The 22,724-nt window shown below is 73.5% G+C and carries 22 protein-coding genes and 1 pseudogene; 16 read left to right on the plus strand and 7 right to left on the minus strand.

What is annotated here, in order from left to right; genetic code table 11:
• Positions 1 to 201: 201 nt before the first annotated feature.
• Positions 202 to 675, minus strand: coding sequence for an SPW repeat protein (locus ACIP9H_RS07465; RefSeq protein ID WP_360903859.1), 474 nt, complete (start codon positions 673 to 675; stop codon positions 202 to 204).
• A 346-nt stretch (positions 676 to 1,021) separates the two neighbouring features.
• Between ACIP9H_RS07465 and ACIP9H_RS07470 the strand changes: the two genes are divergently transcribed.
• The 13 genes from ACIP9H_RS07470 to ACIP9H_RS07530 all read left to right on the plus strand — a co-directional run bounded on the left by ACIP9H_RS07470 (position 1,022) and on the right by ACIP9H_RS07530 (position 14,822).
• Positions 1,022 to 1,594 (plus strand): type 1 glutamine amidotransferase domain-containing protein, encoded by a 573-nt coding sequence (locus tag ACIP9H_RS07470; protein ID WP_401582203.1) that lies wholly within the window; start codon positions 1,022 to 1,024, stop codon positions 1,592 to 1,594.
• Between the two features lie 100 nt (positions 1,595 to 1,694).
• Positions 1,695 to 2,378 (plus strand): 1,4-alpha-glucan branching protein, encoded by a 684-nt coding sequence (locus ACIP9H_RS07475; protein ID WP_401582205.1) that lies wholly within the window; start codon positions 1,695 to 1,697, stop codon positions 2,376 to 2,378.
• A 128-nt stretch (positions 2,379 to 2,506) separates the two neighbouring features.
• The gene (gene glgA / locus ACIP9H_RS07480) at positions 2,507 to 3,673 is read left to right on the plus strand and encodes a glycogen synthase (protein WP_401582207.1); all 1,167 of its coding nucleotides are present in this window, start codon (positions 2,507 to 2,509) and stop codon (positions 3,671 to 3,673) included.
• Positions 3,674 to 3,722: 49 nt separating this feature from the next.
• Entirely contained in the window at positions 3,723 to 4,940 is a 1,218-nt protein-coding gene (glgC, locus tag ACIP9H_RS07485; RefSeq protein ID WP_401582210.1) for a glucose-1-phosphate adenylyltransferase, read from the plus strand.
• Between the two features lie 117 nt (positions 4,941 to 5,057).
• Positions 5,058 to 5,999 (plus strand): DMT family transporter, encoded by a 942-nt coding sequence (locus tag ACIP9H_RS07490; RefSeq protein ID WP_401582212.1) that lies wholly within the window; start codon positions 5,058 to 5,060, stop codon positions 5,997 to 5,999.
• A 96-nt stretch (positions 6,000 to 6,095) separates the two neighbouring features.
• Positions 6,096 to 6,605 (plus strand): hypothetical protein, encoded by a 510-nt coding sequence (locus ACIP9H_RS07495; RefSeq protein ID WP_401582214.1) that lies wholly within the window; start codon positions 6,096 to 6,098, stop codon positions 6,603 to 6,605.
• Positions 6,606 to 6,710: 105 nt separating this feature from the next.
• Positions 6,711 to 7,184, plus strand: coding sequence for an ATP-binding protein (locus tag ACIP9H_RS07500; protein WP_401582216.1), 474 nt, complete (start codon positions 6,711 to 6,713; stop codon positions 7,182 to 7,184).
• Between the two features lie 398 nt (positions 7,185 to 7,582).
• Positions 7,583 to 9,688, plus strand: a complete 2,106-nt coding sequence (locus ACIP9H_RS07505; RefSeq protein WP_401582219.1) for a SpoIIE family protein phosphatase — start codon at positions 7,583 to 7,585, stop codon at positions 9,686 to 9,688.
• 142 nt (positions 9,689 to 9,830) lie between these two features.
• Entirely contained in the window at positions 9,831 to 10,196 is a 366-nt protein-coding gene (locus ACIP9H_RS07510) for a hypothetical protein (RefSeq protein ID WP_401582221.1), read from the plus strand.
• Between the two features lie 436 nt (positions 10,197 to 10,632).
• Positions 10,633 to 10,971: an STAS domain-containing protein gene (locus ACIP9H_RS07515; protein ID WP_401582223.1), complete on the plus strand. Its 339-nt coding sequence runs from the start codon at positions 10,633 to 10,635 to the stop codon at positions 10,969 to 10,971.
• 310 nt (positions 10,972 to 11,281) lie between these two features.
• The gene (locus ACIP9H_RS07520) at positions 11,282 to 11,806 is read left to right on the plus strand and encodes an HAD-IIIA family hydrolase (RefSeq protein ID WP_401582225.1); all 525 of its coding nucleotides are present in this window, start codon (positions 11,282 to 11,284) and stop codon (positions 11,804 to 11,806) included.
• 25 nt (positions 11,807 to 11,831) lie between these two features.
• On the plus strand, positions 11,832 to 13,079 hold the full coding sequence (locus tag ACIP9H_RS07525) for a glycosyltransferase (protein WP_401958056.1): 1,248 nt from the start codon (positions 11,832 to 11,834) through the stop codon (positions 13,077 to 13,079).
• Between the two features lie 183 nt (positions 13,080 to 13,262).
• Positions 13,263 to 14,822 carry a 4-hydroxyphenylacetate 3-hydroxylase family protein gene (locus tag ACIP9H_RS07530; RefSeq protein ID WP_401958059.1) on the plus strand — a complete coding sequence of 520 codons (1,560 nt, stop codon included), beginning with the start codon at positions 13,263 to 13,265 and terminating at the stop codon, positions 14,820 to 14,822.
• 10 nt (positions 14,823 to 14,832) lie between these two features.
• On the opposite strand, the gene ACIP9H_RS07535 is transcribed toward ACIP9H_RS07530, so the two are convergent.
• From ACIP9H_RS07535 to ACIP9H_RS07545, 3 genes are all read right to left on the minus strand, one after another.
• Positions 14,833 to 15,705 (minus strand): NAD-dependent epimerase/dehydratase family protein, encoded by an 873-nt coding sequence (locus ACIP9H_RS07535; RefSeq protein WP_401958061.1) that lies wholly within the window; start codon positions 15,703 to 15,705, stop codon positions 14,833 to 14,835.
• 200 nt (positions 15,706 to 15,905) lie between these two features.
• Positions 15,906 to 18,359: an FtsX-like permease family protein gene (locus ACIP9H_RS07540; RefSeq protein WP_401958064.1), complete on the minus strand. Its 2,454-nt coding sequence runs from the start codon at positions 18,357 to 18,359 to the stop codon at positions 15,906 to 15,908.
• Positions 18,353 to 19,090, minus strand: a complete 738-nt coding sequence (locus tag ACIP9H_RS07545) for an ABC transporter ATP-binding protein (protein ID WP_401958066.1) — start codon at positions 19,088 to 19,090, stop codon at positions 18,353 to 18,355. Before ACIP9H_RS07545 ends, ACIP9H_RS07540 begins: the two co-directional genes overlap by 7 nt.
• Positions 19,091 to 19,316: 226 nt before the next feature.
• On the opposite strand from ACIP9H_RS07545, the gene ACIP9H_RS07550 reads away from it, so the two are divergent.
• Positions 19,317 to 20,579 (plus strand): sensor histidine kinase, encoded by a 1,263-nt coding sequence (locus ACIP9H_RS07550; protein WP_401958171.1) that lies wholly within the window; start codon positions 19,317 to 19,319, stop codon positions 20,577 to 20,579.
• Entirely contained in the window at positions 20,579 to 21,211 is a 633-nt protein-coding gene (locus ACIP9H_RS07555) for a response regulator (protein WP_401582402.1), read from the plus strand. The genes ACIP9H_RS07550 and ACIP9H_RS07555 overlap by 1 nt, the downstream gene beginning before the upstream one ends.
• Here the strand turns inward: ACIP9H_RS07555 and ACIP9H_RS07560 are convergent.
• Together ACIP9H_RS07560 and ACIP9H_RS07565 are read right to left on the minus strand one after the other, a co-directional pair.
• Positions 21,196 to 21,672, minus strand: a complete 477-nt coding sequence (locus ACIP9H_RS07560; RefSeq protein WP_401958173.1) for an aquaporin — start codon at positions 21,670 to 21,672, stop codon at positions 21,196 to 21,198. The two genes, ACIP9H_RS07555 and ACIP9H_RS07560, sit on opposite strands and share 16 nt — an antisense overlap.
• Positions 21,555 to 21,824: an aquaporin gene (locus tag ACIP9H_RS07565; protein ID WP_401958069.1), complete on the minus strand. Its 270-nt coding sequence runs from the start codon at positions 21,822 to 21,824 to the stop codon at positions 21,555 to 21,557. Before ACIP9H_RS07565 ends, ACIP9H_RS07560 begins: the two co-directional genes overlap by 118 nt.
• Between ACIP9H_RS07565 and ACIP9H_RS07570 the strand changes: the two are divergent.
• Positions 21,775 to 22,056: pseudogene (locus ACIP9H_RS07570) on the plus strand (PLP-dependent aminotransferase family protein); the annotation flags it as partial. The gene ACIP9H_RS07565 and the pseudogene ACIP9H_RS07570 overlap by 50 nt on opposite strands.
• Before the next feature lie 154 nt (positions 22,057 to 22,210).
• Here the strand turns inward: ACIP9H_RS07570 and ACIP9H_RS07575 are convergent.
• Positions 22,211 to 22,654, minus strand: coding sequence for a nuclear transport factor 2 family protein (locus ACIP9H_RS07575; RefSeq protein ID WP_401958072.1), 444 nt, complete (start codon positions 22,652 to 22,654; stop codon positions 22,211 to 22,213).
• Between the last annotated feature and the right edge of the window lie 70 nt (positions 22,655 to 22,724).

Raw genomic sequence — 22,724 nt, forward strand, 5'->3', positions numbered from 1 at the left:
GGTCGCCGCCCCCGCCCGGTCGGTGCGGGGCGGACGATCGGCAAGGCCATCTCCCAGTAGACCGCCGGGAGGACGCGCGTGCCAGGCCAGTCCCGGGGACGGGGATCGGCGGAGGGCGCCACCGGCATGCGGTGCCGCCCTCCGCCGATCCCCGTCCGGCGGTCCAGGTGACCGCCCGGCAGGGTTCCCGCGGGATGCCGCTCAGATGCGCCGGCCGCCGCCCGGCGTGGGGTCGGGCACCTCGCGGCGCATGCGCTTCGTGCCGGGACGCATCGTCGCCGCCGCCAGCGCGAGGACGAGCATGATCACGCCGACGACCACGTTGTTGGTGATCGTGCGGGTGGTGGCGACGCTTCCCGCGATGCACCACGGCGAGATGATCGTCCACAGACCGATGATCGCCGCGGCCCACGCCATGGAGTGCGTGCGCTCGAACCCCCGCCCGATACCGCCCATCAGCAGGGCGTACGCGACGCCGGCGATCAGGTTGGCGACCGCTATCGTCGACAGGCCGTTGAAGCCGACGATCCATGGAGACGCGGCCAGGTAGGTGCCTGTGACCAGGCCCATGGCCTCGATCGCCTGCCCCCGGTTGGTCGCTGTCGTCCGCTCGTACTCGGCGCGGAGCTCAAGAAGGTCCGGGTGCTCCTCGATGCTCGGTCGCGTGTAGGCCATCGAAACCATCTCCGCTCATTTCGGGCTTTTCGACCATCAAATACCCCTGTTGGGGCAATTGAGTCGTCCGAATCGACATGGATTGGCGTGGGCACGGCGGTACGGGGTGAAGTAACGGCCAACGATCACGGGAGGCTCGGCGGGCATCACGTACGGTGATCGGTTTCGGTGCGGAGAGCCCGGCAGGGAGCGGCCTTCGACCGCCGGTCCCGAGCCGGTTGGGCATATGCCAATATTCCGCATCTACGAGATAAAGGTTTCATTACGTACGTTTTCGTCACAGAGGGTCGGGCAGACGCCGTTCGTCCAGGCAGCCGCATCCGCGGCACTCAGGAAAGGCACCACCATGGCCGATCATCCCCTCAGCGGTCACCGTGTCCTGGCGATCGCCACCAACTACGGCGTGGAGCAGGACGAACTCGTCGTCCCCACCGAGCACGTACGCGACGAAGGCGCCGAGGTGACCATCGCCGCCGCCCTGGACGAGCCCATCGTGACCCTCGTCGGTGACAAGGACCCGGGCAGGACCGTGCGGCCGACCACCACCTTCGACAAGGTGGACCCGGCCGACTTCGACCTGCTCCTCATCCCGGGCGGCACCATCAACGCAGACGCGCTCCGCCAGAGCGAGGAAGCGATCGGCATCGTCCGGTCGTTCGTCTCCTCCGGCCGGCCCGTCGCCGCGATCTGCCACGGCCCCTGGGCGCTGGTGGAGGCCGATGCCGTGCGGGGCAAGACCCTCACCTCGTACGCGTCGCTGCGGACCGACATCGGCAACGCCGGCGCCGCGTCCTGGGTGGACGAGCCCGTGGTGAGCGACAGGACCGGCGGCTGGACCCTCGTGACCTCCCGTACGCCGGACGATCTCGACGCCTTCGTCGCGGAGGTCGACAAGGCGCTGACCGGCACCGGCCGCTGAACCGGCACCTTCCCTTCCAGGTCCCTCCCCGGCCCGTGGGGCGGATGGCACGATGAGGGACTGCGCGGACTGCGCTCGCCGAGGGGAAGGCTTCACGGGAATGTCCTTGATCCACCGCACCACACTGTCGCCCACCAAACTGGAACTGCTCACCCAGTGGCTCCCCGGACAGCCGTGGTACGCGGGCACGGACCGGCTGCCCGAACTGACCAGGTCGGGGGGCTTCCGCCTGGACGACCCCCGGGGCGAGGTCGGCCTGGAGTTCATGGTGGTCACCGACGCCGGCGGGGACGGTGACGGGGCGGCGTACCACGTGCCGCTCAGCTACCGCGGGGCCCCGCTGGCGGGGGCCGAGCACGCACTGATCGGCACCACGGAGCACGGCGTGCTGGGCACGCGCTGGGTGTACGACGGCACCCATGACCCGGTGCTCGTCGGCCAGTTGGCGGCCTTCGTGCGCGGCGAGGCCGAGGCGCAGGCGCAGAGCGTGAGCGACACCCCCGATCCCACCGTGGGCCGCTCCTGGTCAGGGCCCGCGAGCGTCCCGGCTCCCGGTCCCGGCACGGTGGCGGACGGGCCCGACGGCACCACGGACGTGCTCCTGGACGGCGGCGCGGACGGGCGGCTGGTGCTGCGGGTGGCCCGCGCGCTGCGCCCGGTCGCGGACCCCGGGGCGGCGGGCAGCGGCGGCCTCGGGCATGTCGACGCCCGCTGGCGGTTGCCCGGCGGCGGCGAGGCCCGCGCCGTCTTCGTCACCGTCCACGACGGGACGCCCTCCGAGTAGGCCGCGGTTGCGGGTCGGAGAACGCCCGGCCCTCTCCACAGATCCACGGCGGCGGCGCACAATGCGGGTCGAACGACGTTCCGCGGGGCAGGGATGTCCCGACACGGCGACGCAATCTGGAGGCGCCCGTGAAGGTGGCCCTGCTCACTCGCGAATACCCACCGGACGTGTACGGCGGCGCCGGCGTCCATGTCGAGTTCCTCGCCCGCGAGTTGCGGGCCCTGACGGACCTTCAGGTGCACTGCTGGGCCGGGTCGGGGGCGGACGACCCGGCAGGGGTGCTCCGGCACGCCGCGGACGCCGGCCTCGCCGGGGCCAACGAGGCGCTGCGGAGCCTGTCCGTGGACCTGTCAATGGCCGCCGCCCTGGCCGGGCGCGACCTGGTGCACTCGCACACCTGGTACGCCAACCTCGGCGGTCATCTCGGCAAGTTGCTGCACGGCATCCCGCATGTGATGACCGCCCACTCGCTCGAACCCCTGCGTCCCTGGAAGGCCGAGCAACTCGGCGGCGGGTACGCCCTGTCCGGCTGGGCGGAGCGCACCGCGATCGAGGCGGCCGACGCGGTCGTCGCCGTCTCGCACGGCATGCGCGCGGACATCCTGGAGTCCTATCCGGCCCTGGACCCGTCCCGCGTGCACGTGGTGCACAACGGCATCGACACGCGGCTGTACCGGCCCGACCCCGACGAGTCCGTCCTGCACGCCCACGGTATCGACCCGACCCGCCCGTACGTCCTGTTCGTCGGGCGCATCACCCGGCAGAAGGGCGTCCCCCATCTGCTGCGCGCCGCCCGCCGCCTCGATCCGGACATCCAGCTCGTGCTGGCCGCCGGAGCCCCCGACACACCGGCCGTCGACGCCGAGTTCCGCGATCTGGTGGAGCAACTGGGCCAGTCCCGCAGGGGGGTGGTCTGGATCCCGGGCATGCTGCCGCGCCCGGAAGTGGTGCAACTGCTCACCCACGCCGCGGTGTTCGTGTGCCCGTCGGTGTACGAGCCGCTGGGCATCGTCAATCTGGAGGCGATGGCCTGCGGGACCGCGGTCGTCGCCTCGGCCGTCGGCGGCATCCCGGAGGTGGTGCGGGACGGCGTGACCGGGGTGCTCGTGCCGTACGAGGAGAAGGACCCGGCCGGCTTCGAGGAGGGCCTGGCGGCCGCCGTCAACGCCGTCGCCGGCGACCCCGCCGCAGCGGCCCGGATGGGTGCGGCGGGCCGGGAGCGCGCGGTGGCCGAGTTCGGCTGGGACGCGGTGGCCCGCCGCACGGTGGACGTGTACGAGCGGACCCTCGGGTGAGCGGGCAGGGAACGTGCGAACAGCAACGGACCAGGGGTAGGGGGAAGCGATGCGCGGCGGACCTTCAGTGCTCGGAATCGTTCTCGCGGGCGGGGAGGGAAAGCGGCTCATGCCGCTGACCGCCGACCGCGCCAAACCGGCCGTGCCCTTCGGCGGCGCCTACCGGCTGGTGGACTTCGTCCTGTCCAACCTCGTCAACGGGGACATCATGCGCATCTGCGTGCTGACGCAGTACAAGTCGCACTCCCTGGACCGGCACATCACCACCACCTGGCGGATGTCCAATCTGCTGGGCAACTACGTCACCCCGGTCCCGGCGCAGCAGCGGCTGGGCCCGCGGTGGTTCCTCGGCAGCGCGGACGCCATCTTCCAGTCCCTGAACCTCGTGTACGACGAGCAGCCGGACTACATCGTCGTCTTCGGCGCCGACCACGTGTACCGGATGGACCCCCGTCAGATGCTGCGCCAGCACATCGAGAACGGCGCGGGCGCCACGGTCGCCGGGATACGCGTCCCGCGCGACCAGGCGTCGTCCTTCGGCATCATCACCCCGGCGGCCGGCGGCATCCGCGTCGAGGAATTCCTGGAGAAGCCGGCCGACCCGCCCGGCCTGCCGGGCGACCCCGACCACGTCTACGCCTCCATGGGCAACTACATCTTCACCACCAAGGTCCTGCTCGACGCCCTCCACCAGGACGCCGAGGACGACGACTCGGTGCACGACATGGGCGGCAGCATCATCCCCCTGCTCACCGACAAGGGGCAGGTGCAGGTCTACGACTTCGACGACAACCACGTCCCCGGCGAGACCGCCCGCGACCACGGCTACTGGCGGGACGTGGGCACCCTGGACGCCTACTACGACTCCCACCTGGACCTGATCTCGATCAACCCGGTCTTCAACCTCTACAACAACCAGTGGCCGCTCTACACCCACTCCCTGCGGCTGCCGCCCGCCAAGTTCGTCGCCGGGGGCATCGCGAGCGAGTCCATGGTCAGCCCGGGCTGCATCATCTCCGGCCAGGTCACCCAGTCCGTGCTGTCACCCGGTGTCGTGGTCGAGGAGGGAGCCGTCGTCCAGGGGTCGGTCCTCCACGACAACGTGCGTATCGGCCGCGGGGCGGTGGTCCGCCGGGCCATCCTCGACAAGAACATCACCGTGCCGGCGGGCGCCACGATCGGCGTCAACCCCGACCGCGACCGCGAGCTGTACCACGCCTCGGCCAACGGCATCATCGCCCTCGGCAAGGGCCAGCGCGTGCTGTGATCCGCTCCGGGCGGGCCCGGATCCGCGCGCGCCGGCCGACGCGTCGCGCGCGTGCCGGACGGATGCCAGCGATTACTTTGGGATCGGTGTGGGAGGTGAGGCAAAGGAGATCCCCGGGTGCAGACCGTCCTTGCCGTGCTGTTCGCGCTCCTCGCGGCTCTCAGCAACGCGCTGGCCACCGTACTGCAGCGCTACGCCGCCCGCACGGTGCCGCTCACGACGGGGCTGCGGCTCGCCCTCATCGGGGAACTGCTGCGCAAGCCCGTGTGGCTGGTCGGCTTCGGCGCGGTGATCGCCGCGGCCGCGTTCCAGGCCCTGGCCCTGCTCAACGGGGAGCTGACCCTCGTCCAGCCGCTCTTCGTCCTGGAGCTGCCGTTCGCGATGTTCCTCGCGGGAATCGTGCTGCGCCGGCGGCTGCCGCCGCGCGGCTGGGCGGCCGTCGCCTGCATGGTCGTCGGGCTGGGCGTGGGCCTGTGGGCGGCGTCGCCCAGCGGCGGGGTGAACCAGCCGCGTCCCGAACTGTGGGCGGCGGCCCTGCCGGCCTGCTGCGCCGCCGTCCTGCTCCTCGTCGCGGTCGCCGCCCGCCGCCCGGAGGGGCGGGTGCGTGCCACGTGCTTCGGAGCGAGCGCGGCCATCTGCTACGCGCTGACCGCGGGGCTGCTGAAGGACGCCACGCAGGTCTGGAACGACGAGGGCCCCGGGGCCTTCTTCACCGCGTGGCAGACCTACGGCTTCGCCCTCGTCGGGGTCGCCGCCGTCTTCCTCCTGGAGAACGCCATGCAGTCGGGGCCCCTCGTCGCCTCGCAGCCCGCGCTCACCCTCGGGGACGCCACGGTGAGCCTCGCGCTGGGCGTCACCGTCTTCGAGGAGCGGCTGCGGGGCGGCTGGTACGTCCTGCCGATGCTGCTCGGCGCGTTCCTGGTGATCTGCGGCGCGCTGATCCTCGTCCGCGTCCCGCTCATCCACACCCTCGTCGGACCGGGCGCGTCGGACGGTGAGAAGGACGGCCGGAAGGACGGCGGGAACGGCCAGGACGGGCAGGCCGCGGGCGCGCGCTGACAGCCGACAGGCCGTTCCGGTCGCGGTGCACGAAAATGGAACGGACATCCACACCCCCGCCGGTCGCCCACCGGGCGACGCGCAGGAGGGAGCACCATGTCCGTGGCGAACCGTCCCCCCGTCCGGCCCCTGATGGAGCCGCATTACGACGCCTCGATCGTCGACATCCGCGACTCGCTGCTCACCGTGCCCGTCCTGCTGATCGGCGGATGGCTCTTCGTGGCGGGCTGGCCGCTGGCCTACCCCAACACGCCCATCGCCAACGGCGCGCGCATGGTGGACCTGGTCTTCGCCACCGTCCTCATCCTGAACGGGTTCTCGCGTGTGTCGAGAACCCGCGGCGCGGGCAGCGACATCCTGACCGTCTTCTGCGGCGCGTGCCTGGTGGCGGCACCCTTCGCGTTCGGCTACTTCGGCGAGGACTCGGGGGCGGGGCTGGCGTACCTGAGCCAGATCGTGACCGGCGCCGCCCTGATCGTCCTGGGGCTGGCGAGCCTGGCCCTGTTCCGGCGCGGCCAGGCGGTGGCCCGGCGCGCCGCGGCGGACGCGGCGCGGGCCGGCGACCGGAGCGCCGACCGGCCCCGTACCCGGACCCGCAGCCACTGACCTGCCCGCGCCCCGGAACGTCGCCGGAAAACGCCAGGTGTGATCGTGCCCCCTCGGGGGCACACGCATCGGAGCAGGTGTGGAAGCGGCACGGAGGCGGACGGGATGCACGAGGCTGTACACGGCGGTGACCGGACGTTTCCGGACACGCGACCGATCGCGGTGACCGCCGCCTACGAGGGCAGTGAGCAGATCGCGGAGGCCCGCGACCTCGCACGCGACTTCCTCACCGATGTGCAGGCGGTGCACGGACTGCCGGTCTCGGACCGCGTGATGGTGACGGTCCAGCTCGTGGTCAGCGAGCTGGTGACCAACGCCCGCAAGTACGCCCCGGGGCCGTGCCTGCTGACCCTGCAGATCAGCGAGGGCACGGTCGAGGTGACCGTGTGGGACAGCGACACGACGCTCCCGGTGGCCCGCGCCGCCGACGCCGACCGGGTCGGCCAGCACGGCCTGGAGATCATCATGGCCGTCTGCCAGAGCTTCGAGGTCCACCGGCAGCCCGTGGGCAAGCGCATCACCGCCCGCGTCGTGCTGGCCGACGCCCCGGACGGGGACATCGCGGGCCGCCACCCCTGACCGCCCGTACCGCCGCCGAGGCCGGACAGCCGGAACGCTTCGGACAGGAACCGCAGGCCGATCTGGACCGCCGCTCCGGCACCGGGACGACCGATGGTGTCGGCCGGCAGCGCGGCCGCGCCGAGGGCGAGCAGCAGGACGCCGAACGTCCTGTCCCCGTCCTGTTCGGAAGGCCGGGGGACGGAGACCTCGAAGGGGTTCTCGGGGCACCGCGGACCGCCTCCGCCGCGTAAATGACTCAGCCGGACGGCCCGCGGGTAGGCGAGCCGGAGAACGTCATCGGCACGCACGCGGTCGCGCGCCTCCAAGCAGGCGCGCAGTGACGGGCGGCCGCCGCACGGCACGGCCGGACTCCGGCCCGCGGCCGCCGCTCGGGTGGGGCGAAAGGAGAGCCCACGATGAGCGAAGTGGATCGCCGGCCACTCGACGTGGGCCATCGCGAGGCCGCGGCGCTGGGCCCCAGCGGGCTCATGGACATCCTCGGCGTCGCGGCGGTCCTGCTGGACGACGACGGCCGCATTGACATGTGGAGCCCCCAGGCCGAGGAGCTGTTCGGTTACCCGGCGAACGAGGCCGTGGGGCAGTACGCCGCGCTGCTGCTCGTGGACCCCCGGGACCAGGACGCCGCGGTCCGGCTGTTCGCGGAAGTGATGGAGACCGGCCGCAGCTGGGCCGGGGCGTTCCCGATCCGCTGCAAGGACGGCAGCACGCGGCTGGTGGAGTTCCGCAACGTACGGCTGTCGGACAGCGCCGGCGGCTGCCACGCGCTGGGGCTGGCCACCGACCGGTCGCGGCTGCAGACGATGGAGCGGGGCCTCGCCCTGGCCTACCAGCTGGTCGAGCAGTCGCCGATCGGCCTGGCGGTCATGGACACGGGCCTGCGGTACCTGTCGGTCAACCCCGCGCTGGCCCGGATGCACGGCCTCACCGAGGACGACCACATGGGCCGCGCCTTCCGGGAGGTGCTGCCGAGGGCCGAGTTCGGCCAGGCCGAGCGGACGCTGTGGGAGGTCCTGGACACCGGCGTCCCCGTCGTCGACCGGTACGTCGTCGGCCGCACCGCCGCGGACCTTGACCACGACCACGCCTGGGCCGTCTCGTTCTACCGGCTGGAGGACCAGAACGGACTCGTGCTGGGTGTCGCGTGCTCCGTGGTCGACGTCACCGACCGGCACAGCGCCACATTGGAGGCCGACCGTGCCCGCCGCCGCCTCGCCCTGATCGCGGACGGCTCGGCCCGGCTCGGCACCACCTTGGAGGTGGTGCAGACCGCGCGGGAGCTGGCGGACGTGGTCGTGCCGGAACCGGCCGACATGGCCGCGGTGGACGTGCTCGACGCCGTTCTCGAAGAGCAGGACGCCGAGCCCGCGGAGGACGCCCCGGTCTTCCGGACCCTGGCCTCCAAGACCACGCACTCCACGCGGGTGGCGCGTCTGCGCGCGGAACCGGAGACCGTCGTGACGTACCCGCCCGCCCATCTGGCGGCGCTCTGCGTGCGCACCGGCCGTCCGCAGTTGATCACGCACGTGGGCGACGGGGACCTGCTGCGCATCAGCCGCGACGAGGACGAGGCGGCCGACCTGGCCGAGGCGGGCGTGCACACGGCCATGGCGGTGCCGCTCATCGCCCGCGGCCGCGTCCTCGGAGTGCTCGGGCTGGGGCGTGCGCGCGATCCGCAGCCCTTCGACGAGGACGACGTGACCGTCGCCTGGGAACTGGCCTCCCGCGCCGCCGTGTGCATCGACAACGCCCGTCTGCACCAGCGCCTGCGCAGCACCGCGGAGACCTTGCAGCGCAGCCTCCTTCCGCAGCTGCGCCCCTGCCACCCCTGTCTGGAAGTCGCCGCCCGCTACCGTCCGGCGCAGGCCAGCAGCGAGGTCGGCGGCGACTGGTACGACGTCATCGCCCTGGAGGACGGCAAGGCCGTTCTTGTCGTCGGCGACGTCATGGGCAGCGGGGTCCCCGCGGCCACGACCATGGGCCGGCTCCGCACCGCCGCCTCGACCCTCGCCGTCCTCAACCTCGAACCGGCGCAGATCCTGGGCGAGTTGGACAAGAGCATCCAGGGGCGGGAGCACGCCGACCACTCCATCGCCACCTGCGTGCTGGCGGTCTTCGACCCGGAGCGCGGCGAATGCCGGGTCGCCAACGCCGGCCACCTCCCGCCGATCGTCGTGCGCGACGGGGAACGGCCCGAACTGCTCGACCTGCCGACGGGCACTCCGCTCGGGGTGGGCGGTGTGCCGTTCCAGAACACCGTGGTGCGCCTGGGTCCCGGCGACGCACTCGTCCTCTACACCGACGGGCTCGTCGAGACACGCGACCAGCCCATCGACGAACGCCTCTCGGTGCTGGTCGACCTCCTGCACCGCGAGGACCGCTCGGTGGAGGAGACCTGCGACCGGCTCCTCGCCGAACTGCGCCGGCCCGGATGCCGCGACGACGTCGCCCTGCTGATCGCGCGCTCCCGGCCCCGCCCGCCGGCCACGACGACGCCGTGCTGAGGACGGACGGCCGCACGCCCGGCCGCGGGCGGCACAATCCGGTCAATCGCGCCGTGGGCCCGCTCAGGGGGCGGTCCGGGGGTAGAAGTGAGCCGGGTGGCCGGACGGCCCGGACCCCGTGGCACCCGCCGTGGAGGCGTCGATGCGGGAGGACTGCGCGCTCAGCGTCGAGGAAGTCCGTGCGCTGAACGGGATCGAGGGCCTGCTGCGGCGCGACCGCGAACTCGCCCGGTGCCTGCGGACGATGCGGCCGCACACCCGCCGGCGGGACGCGGCGGCGCGCGTCGCCCGCCGGCCGCGCGCGCTTCTGGTGACCTTCCTGGGCGGGGCGAGCCTCGCCCTGCTGCCGGCGGCCGCGACGACCAAGGACGGTCCCCTGCTGTGGGCGTTCGGGGCCGCGTGGGTGGCCACCCTGCTCGCGGCGACCTGGCCGGCCACCGCCTGGTGGCGCCGGCGGGCGCGCCGCACGCGGGTACCGCGTCCGCGGCGCGGCACGCGCGGCGCCTGACGGGCGCGGACCGGGGCCCTGCCCGGCGGGCCCCCGGCGACGTGGCCCGCACCGCGGGCCGGCGCCGAATTGCGGCGGGTTCGTGAACGGGGCGTGCGGGAAGTGTACGGATGGTCCGGAGGGAACGCGACGCCCCGCGTACCCCCGGCCCCGGTGAACCCGCAGGCGGGGGGCGGGGGTTAGGGTCCGTCCCCACGTGCGACCGGCGCTTTTCCGCGGATCGGGGCCCTGGCCCGCCCGGTGCCGCGGTGGGAGGGTGAGGGGACATCAGCCTGGTTTGGTACTCGTTCCGCGCCGTCCTCCCGGCCGCTTCACGGCCGGCGGAAAGGTACGGGCCACTTACTGGACTCCGCGTGCGCCGGTATGCACGCGGATGGCGGCAGTCGACCCCGACAGATGCCGCGATGGGCTCCGGCTCCCCGAAGGAGCAGGAACCATGACCACCGCCCTGACCGTGGAACCCGAGCGTCACGCCGATCGCCTCACCCTCAACCTGACCGGCGAGATGGACATCGACAGCTGCTCGCGTGTCAGCGACGCGCTCGATCTGGACGGCTGCACCTCCGTCGTCCTGGATCTGGCCGGACTGACCTTCATGGACTCGTCCGGGGTGAACCTCGTCCTCCGGCTGCGGCAGCGGCTCGCCCCCGAGGGCGTCCATCTCGCCCTCCACGGGGTGCAGGGCCAGCCCCGCCGCCTCGTGACGCTCGTCGGCCTGGAGACCGTCGTCGAGGTCGAGCCCGCGACCCGGACCGCACAGGCCTGGGCGCAGTAGCGGGCCCGGAGCCCGCGCCGCCGACGTTCACCCGATCGGCGTAGGCGAAGGTGCCTCCGGGCGGGCGGGACCGGATGGTGTTGAGAGGCTTCCGCCACGTGTGACCGGTATCCGCCCCGACGGGAGGAGATCGAATGGCACGCCCTTCCCCGTTCCCCGGAAACCACACTCCCGCCCCCGGCCGCACCCCTCGCCGTCCGCGAGCGGTCCGGCCGTGACCAGCCGCTTCGGCACCTGGAACACCCACGGCCCCCCGCTTCCCTCCCCCGGGCCGTGGCTGTTCCCGGGAGCCGTACCCGCGGAGCCCCCCATGGGGTTCCCGCAGGCGGTGCTCTTCGACCGCGACGGGACCCTCGTCGTGGACGTGCCCTACAACGGCGACCCGGCGCGCGTCGTCCCCATGCCGACCGCCCGCGAGGCCGTGGCGGCCGTACGGGCGCAGGGGATCCCGGTGGGTGTGGTGAGCGACCAGTCGGGGGTGGGACGCGGGGTGCTGACGTGGCGTCAGGTCGTCGCGGTGCAGCGGCGCGTGGAGGACCTGCTCGGGCCGTTCGCGCTGTGGGCGGTCTGCCCGCACTGGGACGAGGTCTGCGACTGCCGCAAACCCGCGCCCGGCCTGGTGCTCGCGGCCTGCGACTGGCTCGGCATACCCCCCGCGCAGGCCGCCGTCATCGGGGACATCGGCGCCGACACGGCCGCCGCCCGGGCCGCGGGCGCGCGCGGGGTGCTCGTCCCCACCCCGGTCACCCTGCCCGAGGAGGTCCGGGAGGCCGAGGTACTCGCCTCCGACCTGCTCCAGGCCGTACGGCTGGTGCTGCCGGAGCCCGCACGGTGAGCACGACGGGATGGGAGGTGCGCCCATGAACAGCCGCAGCACCGCCGACTCCATGGCGATCGCGCTCGTCTCCGAGCACGCGAGCCCCCTGGCCGCGCCGGGCGGACCGGACGGCGACGGGCCCCACGCCCATGTCGTGCGGCTGGCCGCCGCCCTCGCCGGGCGGGGCCACCGGGTGACCGTGCACGTCCGGCGTGACGCGCCGGGCCTGCCGGACGTGGTGCCGCTGTGCGAGGGCGTCGAGGTCCACCACGTCCCCGCCGGGCCGCCGCGGCCGCTGACCGAGCACGAACTGCTGCCCCACATGGCGGAGTTCGGGCGCGCCCTGACCCGGCTCTGGCGCCTGCGGCAACCGGACATCGTGCACACGCACTTCTGGATGTCGGGCCTGGCCTCGCTGCGGGCGGCCGGTCAGCTGGGCATTCCGCTGGTGCACACCTTCCACGCCCTCGGCACGGTCACGCGGCGGTACGAGGCGACGCCCGGCGGCGCCCACCGGGCCGACCTCGTCGTCCGCGAGACCGAACTCGGCCTGGCCTGCGACCGGGTGATCGCCGTCTGCCGTGAGGAGGTCGGGGAACTGGTGCAGATGGGCATTCCGGTGCACAGGATCAGCGTCGTCCCCCGGGGCGTCGACACCGACCGGTTCACCCCGATCGGCCTCGCCGCCCAGCGCGGCCCCGCACACCACCGGCTGCTCCAAGTGGGCCCGCTGGCCGCACGCCGGGGCATCGCGGTCTCCGTCGCCGCGCTGACCCGGCTGCCCGGGACCGAGCTCGTCGTCGTCGGCGGTCCGGCCGCGGACCGCCTCAGGGGCGACCCCGAGGTGCGCCGGCTGCTCGACCTGGCACGGGACATGGGGGTCGGCGACCGGGTCCGGTTCACCGGCGGCGTGCCCGGCACCGCGGTGGCCCCGCTGATCCGCAGCGCGGACGTCGTGGTCTGCCCCGCGGACTACGCGCCGTTCGGCAGCGTGCCGTTGGAGGCCATGGCCTGCGGCAGGCCCGTGGTGGCCAGCGCGGTGGGCGGCCACCTGGACACGGTGGCCGACCCGGGCACGGGGCGCCTGGTGTCGCCGCACTCCCATGCCGCCCTGGCACAGGCGGTCGGCGGGCTGCTCGCCTCCCCCGGCACCCGCAGGGTGTGCGGGGCGAACGGGCGCCGACGTGCCCTGACCCGGTTCGCCTGGCCCCGGGTGGCGGCGATGACCGAGCGGGTCTACCAGGGCGTCCTCGTCCCCGACGAGGTGGCCTGGGCCGTGACGCCCGCCTGACCGCCCCTGCGTACGCCCTCCCTTGACAGAGCCGTCACCGGGCGGTTTGGTGGGTTTTTACGTAATAAGCGGCTTACGTCCGTCCCGCGAGTGCGGCCTTCGGGCGGCGGGCACGCGACGAAAGGGGCAGCCGATGGGTGTCGGCGCGACGGCACACCCCGCGGCGACCGACGGGGCCTGCGCATGACCGCTCCCGACAGCGACCCGGCCGCGGTCCGCGTCACGCGCCCGCTGACCGGGGAGGAGTACGTGGAGAGTCTCCGCGACGGCCGGGAGATCTACCTGTACGGGGAGCGCGTCCGGGACGTGACCACGCACCCGGCGTTCCGCAACACCGTCCGCATGGCGGCCCGCCTCTACGACGCGCTGCACGACCCGGCCGCAGGGCCCGTGCTCACCTGCCCCACCGACACCGGCAGCGACGGGCGCACCATGCGTTACTTCCGCGCGGCCCGCAGCGCGGCGGACCTGGTCGGCGACCGGGACGCCATCGCCGCGTGGGCCCGGCTCACGTACGGCTGGATGGGCCGCAGCCCCGACTACAAGGCGGCGTTCCTCGGCACGCTCGGCGCGAACGCGGACTTCTACGCCCCCTACCAGGACAACGCCCACCGCTGGTACCGCGAGTCGCAGGAGAAGGTCCTGTACTGGAACCACGCGATCATCCATCCGCCCGTCGACCGCGACCGGCCTCCCGACGAGGTGGCCGACGTGTTCGTGCACGTCGAGAAGGAGACGGACAACGGACTGGTCGTCAGCGGCGCCAAGGTCGTGGCCACCGGATCGGCGACCACGCACATGAGCTTCGTCGCGCACTCCGGCCTGCCCCTCAAGAAGCGCGCGTACGCGCTGGTCTGCGCGATCCCGCTGAACGCACCGGGGACGAAGCTCATCTGCCGCCCCTCGTACGCGATGAACGCCGCGGTGACCGGCAGCCCCTTCGACCACCCGCTGTCCAGCCGCCTGGACGAGAACGACACCGTCCTGGTGCTCGACAAGGTCCTCGTGCCCTGGGAGAACGTGTTCGTCCACGGCGACCCGGAGAAGGCGGACGCCTTCCTGCCCGCGTCGGGCTTCCTGCCGCGCTTCGCCTTCCAGGGATGCGTCCGGCTGGCGGTCAAGATCGAGTTCCTGGCCGGGCTGCTCCTCAAGGCCCTGGACATCACCGGGACCTCGGACTTCCGCGGGGTGCGGACCCGGGTCGGCGAGGTGCTCGCCTGGCGGAACCTGATGTGGGCGCTCACCGACTCCATGGCGCACAACCCCGACCCGTGGGTGGGCGGCAGCGTGCTGCCCAACCTCGACGCGGGCCTGTCCTACCGCTGGTTCATGACCCAGGGGTACCCCCGGATCAGGGAGATCGTCGAACAGGACCTCGGCAGCGGGCTGATCTACCTCACCTCGCACGCCGCCGACTTCAAGAACCCTGACGTCCGCACCTACCTCGACCGCTACATGCGCGGCTCGAACGGCTACGACGCCGTGCACCGCGCCAAGGTCATGAAGCTCCTGTGGGACGCCGTCGGCACGGAGTTCGGCGGCCGGCACGAGTTGTACGAGCGCAGCTACAGCGGCAACCACGAGGCGGTCCGGCTGGACATCCTCACCGCGCAGGACGCGACGGGCCTCACCGAGGCCTACCGCGGCTTCGCCGACACCTGCCTCGCCGAGTACGACCTCGACGGCTGGCTCTCCCCCGACCTGATCGACCCCGACGACGTGAGCGTCATCGGCGGCTCCTGAACCCCGGGGATCAGGCGCCCTGCGCCGCGAAGCCGGTGCGCCAGGTCGGGTACCCGGGCCGCCACCCCCGCGAGCGGGCCAGCGCGTTGGAGGCGCCCCGCGCCCAGTCCTGCCGCCCCGATGTCGCGACCGGTGCGGGCACGCCGAGGGCGTCCGCCAGGACCGGCAGCCACGCGCGGGCCTGCGCAGGCTCGTCGTCCACGATGTTGACCGGCCCGGAAGGCCAGTCGAGGGCGGCGACGGCGGCCCGTGCGGCATCGGCGACATGCAGGAACGAACTCACGGACAGATCCGCCTCGATGCTCCCGAGGAACCGCGCGGACGGATCGCCGGCCAGGGCCGCGGCCACGGCGCCGCCCGGCGCGTACCAGGTGCCGGGGCCGTACAGGACGCCGTAGCGCAGCACCACCGCCGCCTCCATGACGGCCGCCGTGTCCTCCAGCGCCCGCAGGCCGTCGACCAGCGCTCCGCGGGGTTGCGGCGCGCCGATGTCCAGCGGCTCGGACTCGTCGGCCGGCCCCTCCCCCGCCGCGTACGCCCAGGAGATCGACTGGGCCACGATCCTGGTGACGCCGGCGGCCACGGCCGCGTCCACCAGGTGGCGCGTGCCCTCCCGGCGGAGCCGGTTGGTCGCCTCCCCGTCGGCGCCGGACAGGTCGGTGAGCTGGTGGACGACCGCGTCGGGCGCGGCCGCGGCCACGATCCGCCGCAGACCGTCCCGGTCGAACACATCGCCCTGCACGGCCGACGCGCCCTGGCCACGTACACTCTCGGCGCCCTTGGGCGTGCGGGAGATTCCCGTGACCTGGTGCCCGGACTCCAGGAGCAGCGGAACAAGCAGCCGCCCGACCGCTCCGGTGGCACCCGCGACCAGAACACGCATGAGGGATCACTCCTTTTCACGGTCGCGGCGGCGGCCCGCCGACGGACAGGGGCGAGGGTAACAGGGAGGGGGAGATATCCCCTGAAACAGGGCTGCGACGGTGCGGGACCCGCGGCCCGTGCCGGACAGCACGGGCACCGCCCCCGACCGCCTTCGCCCATACACGGCCTTCCTGGGCGGACACCGCGCCCGGCGCGGGGTCACTCCCGCGTTCCCGCGAGTGCCACCGCGGGACGCCGCAGCGCGAATCCGGCCCCCACGGTCGACGCGAGGACGGCGAGGACCGCGCACGCGCCCGCGGCCGCCCCGACAGCCGCCCAGGGCAGCTCGATGGGAGCGCTCACCGACAGCAGGGCGAGCGCCCACCGCATTCCCGAGAGGTTGAGTACGGCCACGGCCAGGCCCAGGAGTGACCCCACCGCGACCACCACGAGGGACTCGGCGCCGACCAGCCGCAGCACCTGCCGCTGCGTGGCCCCGGCCAGCCGCAGCACGGCCAGTTCGCGGACCCGGTCGGAGGTGGCCATCACCGTGGTGTTGACCAGGGAGACGGCGGTGTAGAGCAGGGCGATGCCGAGGACGAGTACAAAGCCGAGCCACGTCGTACGGTCGTTCTCCGGCCGCGCTGCCGCGAGCCACTCGTCCCGGGAGAGCACGCGACCGCCGGCAGGCTCGACCGCCTTGCGCAGCAAGGTACTCACCTCGCCGGAATCCGCGCCCTTCGCCAGGGCCACGTCCACCCGGTCGACGACGGCACCGGGGGCGTTGGCGGGAGTGACCCAGACACCGTTGCCGCCCGTGCCGACCGCCATCACCGCCGCAATGCGCAGCGTCCTCCTGGTGCCGTTCCCGAGCCAGACCTGGACGCGCCCGCCGACGGAGTGCCGTTCCCATTCCTCGTTCACGACGATCGACCCGTCGTCGAGATCGGCCGCGTTCCCCGCGACGAGTGGCAGCCGGGTGGTGGCGGCGAGGGCCCCGGGGTCGGCTGCCCTCGCCTCGGACCTGATCAATGCCGGGCCGTCCTCCAGGACGAACACCTCGCTCGCCGCCGACGGCCACACCTGCGCCCCGGGCACGCCGCGCAGCCGTCGCAGGGTCCGCGCGTCGAAGCCCGCACCGTCCGGGGCGGTGACCACGTAGGCGGCGGTGGTCCGTTGGCGTATCTCGACGGCCCTGGCCCCGTCGAGGGTGGCGGTGCTGCCGAGCAGTGACCCCGTGAGGGCGACCATCACCAGGACGGGCGCGGCGACCGCGGCGGTGCGGCGCACCCCGGCTGCGGCGCCCTCTCCCACCAGCATGCCGACGGCACCGGGCAGCCGGCCGGACACGCCGGCCAGGAGGCGGGCCGGTGGACGCACCACGACGGGCGCGAGCAGGGCGGCCGCCGTGATCAGCAGCAGCGGACGGCTCACGTACGTCTTGCGGTGCAGAAGGTCGCCGGGGTCGCCGGCCAGGCCGGCACCGAGGGTCACCACGGCGGTCAGCAGCAGCCCGGCGCCGAACACCCACCGGCCCCACGTCATCGCTTCGGGGTCGGCGGAGGCTTCGCGCAACGCCTGCACGGGGCCGGTCCGGCCGGCCCGCCAGGAGGCCGCGGCGGCACCGCCCAGGGCGACGAACAGGCCCGTCCAGAAGGCCGCCTGGTAGGGCCAGCTGTGGTCCTTGACGGTGAACCAGCCCGGTGCCAGTCCGTGCTCGACCACCGACGCGGCCAGCCGCGGCGCCGCGTACGCCCCGAGCAGGCAGCCCGTCGTCGAGGCGACCACGGCGACCAGCAGGGATTCGGTCAGCACCATCCGGCGGAGCAGGCCGGGAGCGGCGCCGGCGGTGCGGAGCAGCCCGAACTCACGGCGGCGCTGGGCGACCGAGAAGGCGAACGTGGAGGCCACGACGAACACCGACACGAAGGCGGTGACGCCGCCGGCTGTGCCGAACAGGGCGTTCATCGCGGTCACCGCCTCGCCGTCGCGGCCGGGATCGGCGTCGGCGTAGCGCCGGCCGTTCCCAGTGAGTACCCGGGCGCCGCTGCCGCGGACCGCCTCCCGTACCGCGGTGGCGTCCGCGTCGACCACCGCCTGCCGGCTGACGGGACACAGCCGGGCGGCACGTGCGTCGGTATAGAAGACGGCATGCTCGAAACCACGCTCCGACACGGCACCCACGACGCGGACGGTGCCCCGGTCGGTGCGCACACGCGTGCCCGGCACGGCCCAGCCACCGCTCACGACGACCTCGTCGTCCGCGCGGGGCGCGCGTCCCGCGGTGAGCACGTAGGGGGCGAACGCAGCGGTGGACCAAGGGTGTCCCACAAGGTCACCGGGTCCGCCCTCGGCCCGAACGGGGAACGACCGGTCCTCGACGACCGGACCGAGCCCCCGCAGCACGGCGAGCGTCGTGACGGGCACGCCACGCGGCTGTGCGAGCGCGTGCGTCCGCACACCCCTCGGCGTGCTCACGCGCAGGGTGTCCTGCCCCCGGACCACGACCGGAGCCGCGGCGAAACGCTCGGGCCGCCGTTCGGGCGCGTCCTGGGAGGAGGCGAGGACCAGTCCGGTCACGGCCAGCAGCGCGACCCCCAGCGACAGCGCGACGAAGCTGCCGGCGAAGGTGGCCCAGCGGGTGCGCAGGGTGCTCAGGGCGACGCTCAGCACGGCACGGCCTCCAGCCCGGTCATCCGCGTGGCGATGTCGTCCGCGCTCGCCGCGGCCAGTTCGCCGTGGACGCGGCCGTCGACGAGGAACACGACACGGTCCGCGCAGGCGGCGGCCACCGGGTCATGGGTGACCATCACGACGGTGCGGCCTTCGTGGTCGACCATGCCGCGCAGCAGGTTCAGCACCTCGCGGCCGGCCCGCGAGTCCAGGGCACCGGTCGGTTCGTCAGCGAACAGCACCTCGGGGCGGGTGATCAACGCGCGGGCCAGAGCCACCCGTTGCTGCTGCCCGCCGGACAACTCCGAGGGCCGGTGCCCGGCGCGGTCGCCCAGGCCGACCTGCCGCAGCGCTTCGCGCACCGTGGCACGGGAGGGCCGGCGGCCCGCGAGTCGCAGCGGGAGCGCGGCGTTCTGCTCGGCGGTCAGCGACGGCAGCAGGTTGAACGCCTGGAAGACGAAGCCGATCCGCTCGCGGCGCAGCCGGGTCAGCCGTGTCTCGCCGAGCGACGTCAGCTCGGTGTCGCCGAGCCGTACCGACCCCGAAGTGGGCCGGTCAAGGCCCGCGGCGCACTGGAGGAGAGTCGACTTGCCGGAGCCGGAGGGTCCCATGACGGCGGTGAAGGTGCCTCTGGCAAAAGCAAGCGAGACCTCGTCCAGGGCCGTCACGGCACTGTCCCCGGAGCCGTGGCGCTTGCTGACGGAGCGCATTCTGATGGCGTCGTCGTTCATGTGTCCCCCTTCGTTCGGGCCGCATCTCCCCCCGCGGGGTGTTCCGGGGCGCGGCGTCTCCCGGGTGACTCCACGAAATCCCGCCGGGCGGCCGTGGCGCATTGGGGCAGGGGGGAGAGTCGGGGTGGGGCCAGGCATACCCCCGTTCCTCGCGCTGGGCCGATGGTCCGGCCCGCACGGGGGGCCTACGGTGATCCGCATGCATCCCGGAAATGTGTGGCAGGCGATGTCCGGACGCGGCTTCCTGCTGTCCGCGTGGCCGTGGCGCTCAGTGGCCTACCTGCTGACCGGGGTGGTCGCGGGCGCCGTCACCCTTGTGGGGATCGTCACCGCGGCGGCCGCCGGGACGGTACTCGCCGTCGTCCTCGTGGGCCTGCCGCTGCTCGCGCTCACCGCGCTCGCGGGCCTTCCCGTCGCCGTGCTGGAGCGGGCGAGGCTGCGCCTGATCGACCGCGAACCCGCACCGGGGCCCCATGTGACGCCCGCGGAAGGTGGGTTGTGGGCCTGGCTGACGACGCGGCTGCGGGAGCGGGCGACCTGGCGGGAACTCGGCCACGCCGTCCTGTTCGCGGGGCTGCTGTGGCCGGTGGAGGCACTCGTCGTCACCGTCGCACTGGCCGTCCCGCTCTCGCTGGTCGCCGCCCCGGTGCTGATGGCGACCGTCGGTGAGGGGCACGAGGTGAAGGTGCTCAAGCAGTGGACCGTCACCACATGGCCCGCAGCATGCGGCGCGGCCGTGCTGGGGCTGGTGCTGCTCGCGCTCGGCGCGTACGTCATGGGCGTCGCCGCGGGCGCACGGGCCGGACTCACCCGCCTCCTCGTCGCTCCGGGCGACCGCGATCCGGGCGCCCGGATCGTCGAACTGACCCGGTCCCGCGTACGCCTGGTCGACGCATTCGAGGCGGAGCGGCGCAGGATCGAGCGCGACCTTCACGACGGGGCGCAACAGCGCCTCGTCGCCCTGACCATGGCCTTGGGCCTGGCGCGCCTCGACGCACCGCCCGGCCCCCTGGCCGAACAGCTCGCCAGGGCCCATGCGGAGGCGGGCAGGGTCCTGGAGGAACTGCGCGAACTCATCCACGGCGTCCACCCGCGGGTCCTGGCCGACTTCGGCCTGGAGGCGGCCGTGGCCGACGCCGCCGACCGCTCCGCCGTCCCCGTCGACGTGGACCTCGAACTGCCCGGACGGCTGCCCCGCGCGGTCGAGGCCGCCGCCTACTTCGTGGTGCGCGAGGCCCTGGTCAACGTCGCCCGGCACAGCGCCGCCGACCGGGCGGAGGTGAGCGGCGGCCACCGCGACGGGCACCTCGTCCTCCAGGTGCGGGACGCGGGCCGGGGCGGCGCCGAGCCCGGTGCGGGCAGCGGGCTGACCGGGCTCGCCGACCGGGTCTCCGTACTGGATGGGAGACTCTCACTGTCCAGCCCGCCCGGCGGACCGACCCTGCTGCGTGTGGAGATTCCTTGCGAGTGGACCGAGACCTCCGCGTAGTGCTGGCCGAGGACAGCGTGCTGCTGCGGGAGGGGCTGACGGGCCTGCTCGACCGCTTCGGGCACCGGGTCGTGGCCGCCGTCGGCGACGCCGACGCGCTGCTCGCGGCCGTGGACGAGCACTCCCCGGACATCGTGGTGACGGACGTCCGCATGCCGCCCGGCTTCCAGGACGAGGGCCTACGGGCCGCGGTGCGGCTGCGGCAGACGCGGCCCGCCCTCCCCGTCCTCGTCCTCAGCCAGTACGTGCAACGGGCCTACGCCGCGGAACTGCTGGACTCCGGCGACGGAACGGGCCTCGGGTATCTGCTCAAGGACCGGGTCGGCCGGGTCGGGGAGTTCGTCGAGGCGCTGTGCGAGGTCGCGGCCGGCGGCACGGTCGTGGATCCCGAGGTCGTACGGCAGTTGCTACGCCGCCGCCGCGGTCCGCTGGAGCGGCTCACCCCGCGCGAGCGGGAGGTCCTGGCGCTGGTCGCGGAGGGCAGGTCGAACGGGGCGATCGCCCGCGAACTGGTCGTCTCCGAGGCGGCCGTGGGCAAGCACATCGGCAGCATCCTCTCCAAGCTCGACCTCCCCCCGGCCGATGAGACCCACCGCCGGGTCCTGGCCGTCCTGACCTACCTGCGGGCCTGAGAACGTGCCCGGGCCCGACCCTGCGGATCCGCCTCGTGCGGACGGGGCACCCGGAGGGTCCGGGGGCCGAAGGGCCGAGGCGTGCGGCCGCGCCGCGCGAGCAGGCGATGGAGCCAGGCCCCGGCGACCGCGCCGAGGACCGGCGCGACCAGGTAGATCCACAGGTCGGTGGTCTGCCCGGAGAGCACGGCGGGGCCGAACTGCCGGGCGGGGTTGATCGATCCCCCGCTGCGGGGCCCGAGGAGGACGATCACCAGCCCGACGGACAGCCCGATGGCACAGGGCACCCGGTGGGCCCGCCCGGGACGGGCCATGACGAACCCGACGACAAGGATCAGGAGCATCATGCCTGCGGCCTCCGCGAGGAAGACGGACGCGGGGTGCCAGCCGGCCGCGGGCCTGATCGCCGCATGGGCGACCGCCGGGCGGGAGATCGCGGGACCCCAGACCAGACGTCCCAGGCCGTGCCCGCTGCGGAGCCGGCGAACTGGGCGAGCGCGTAGGGCAGGACGGCACGGCCCGGGAAGGCGCCCATGACCCACAGGGCGACCGTCACCGCCGGATTGGTCGCGGCGCTGGCGCGCAGGGCCCCCGCCGTCCGCATGACCGGCATGGCGGCGGGACTCCAGGGAGTCCTCGAACTGCCCCGCGGGACGGAGCGCCCGGTGGTCGAGGCGGCGGCACGGCGGGGCCTGGCGGTCAGCGGGCTGGCGGAGTTCCGGCACGACATCGCCGGTTCCGAGGCTCAAGTGCCGGAGCGGGACGGGCTGGTCGTCGACTACGCGGCACCCTCGGAGAGCGCGTGGGCGGGCGCGCTGGACGCGCTCTGCGCCGTGCTGCCGTGAACCCCGCGCACCTCTCCGGGTGGGCGAGCGCGCCGGCGGCGGGGCCGTCCAGGAACGCCGGACCGGCGGGGCAGCGGCAGGAACCCCTCCGTCCGCATCCTTCGCGGTTGACAAGCCGGTCCGTCGTGGACAGCCCATCCCGGTAAGCGCGGGGCTAGGAAACGCCCTTGCGCAACGACGCGATGAGGCGGTCGAGATCCCCGCGTGCCGTGTATCTACGGATCGGGTCGATGTAGTCGCGTGACTCGATGATCTGACCGTCCCGCACACGCATGACGAAGACGCAGGGAACCTTGGCCACGGAGTCGTCCGGCAACGTGAACTCGTAAGCGAACTCGGCGACGATCACTTCAGGATCGGCGGTCTCGTGGACGACGACATCGACGACACGCCTCTTCGGCAAGGACTCCCGGACTTCCGGCGGCACCGTGAAGTGCTCCCGGAGCGCACGCCGACTCGTCAACGGCTCGGACTCCGGCATCGCCATCGGATGCCGGACATCGGTGACCTCGCCGTACAGGTCGGGCAACTCGCTTGAGTTCCCGTCGGCGACCCCGTGGACAAGCCGGAGGAACACCTCGCGCGGACTCGGACTCACAAGACCCCCCACGTCATACGCACAGGCGGCCAACGATCATTGTCGCCGGATGCCGGCCCGTACTGCCGAC

The sequence above is a fragment of the Streptomyces sp. NPDC088732 genome, from assembly GCF_044751205.1.
Classification (GTDB): Bacteria; Actinomycetota; Actinomycetes; order Streptomycetales; family Streptomycetaceae; genus Actinacidiphila.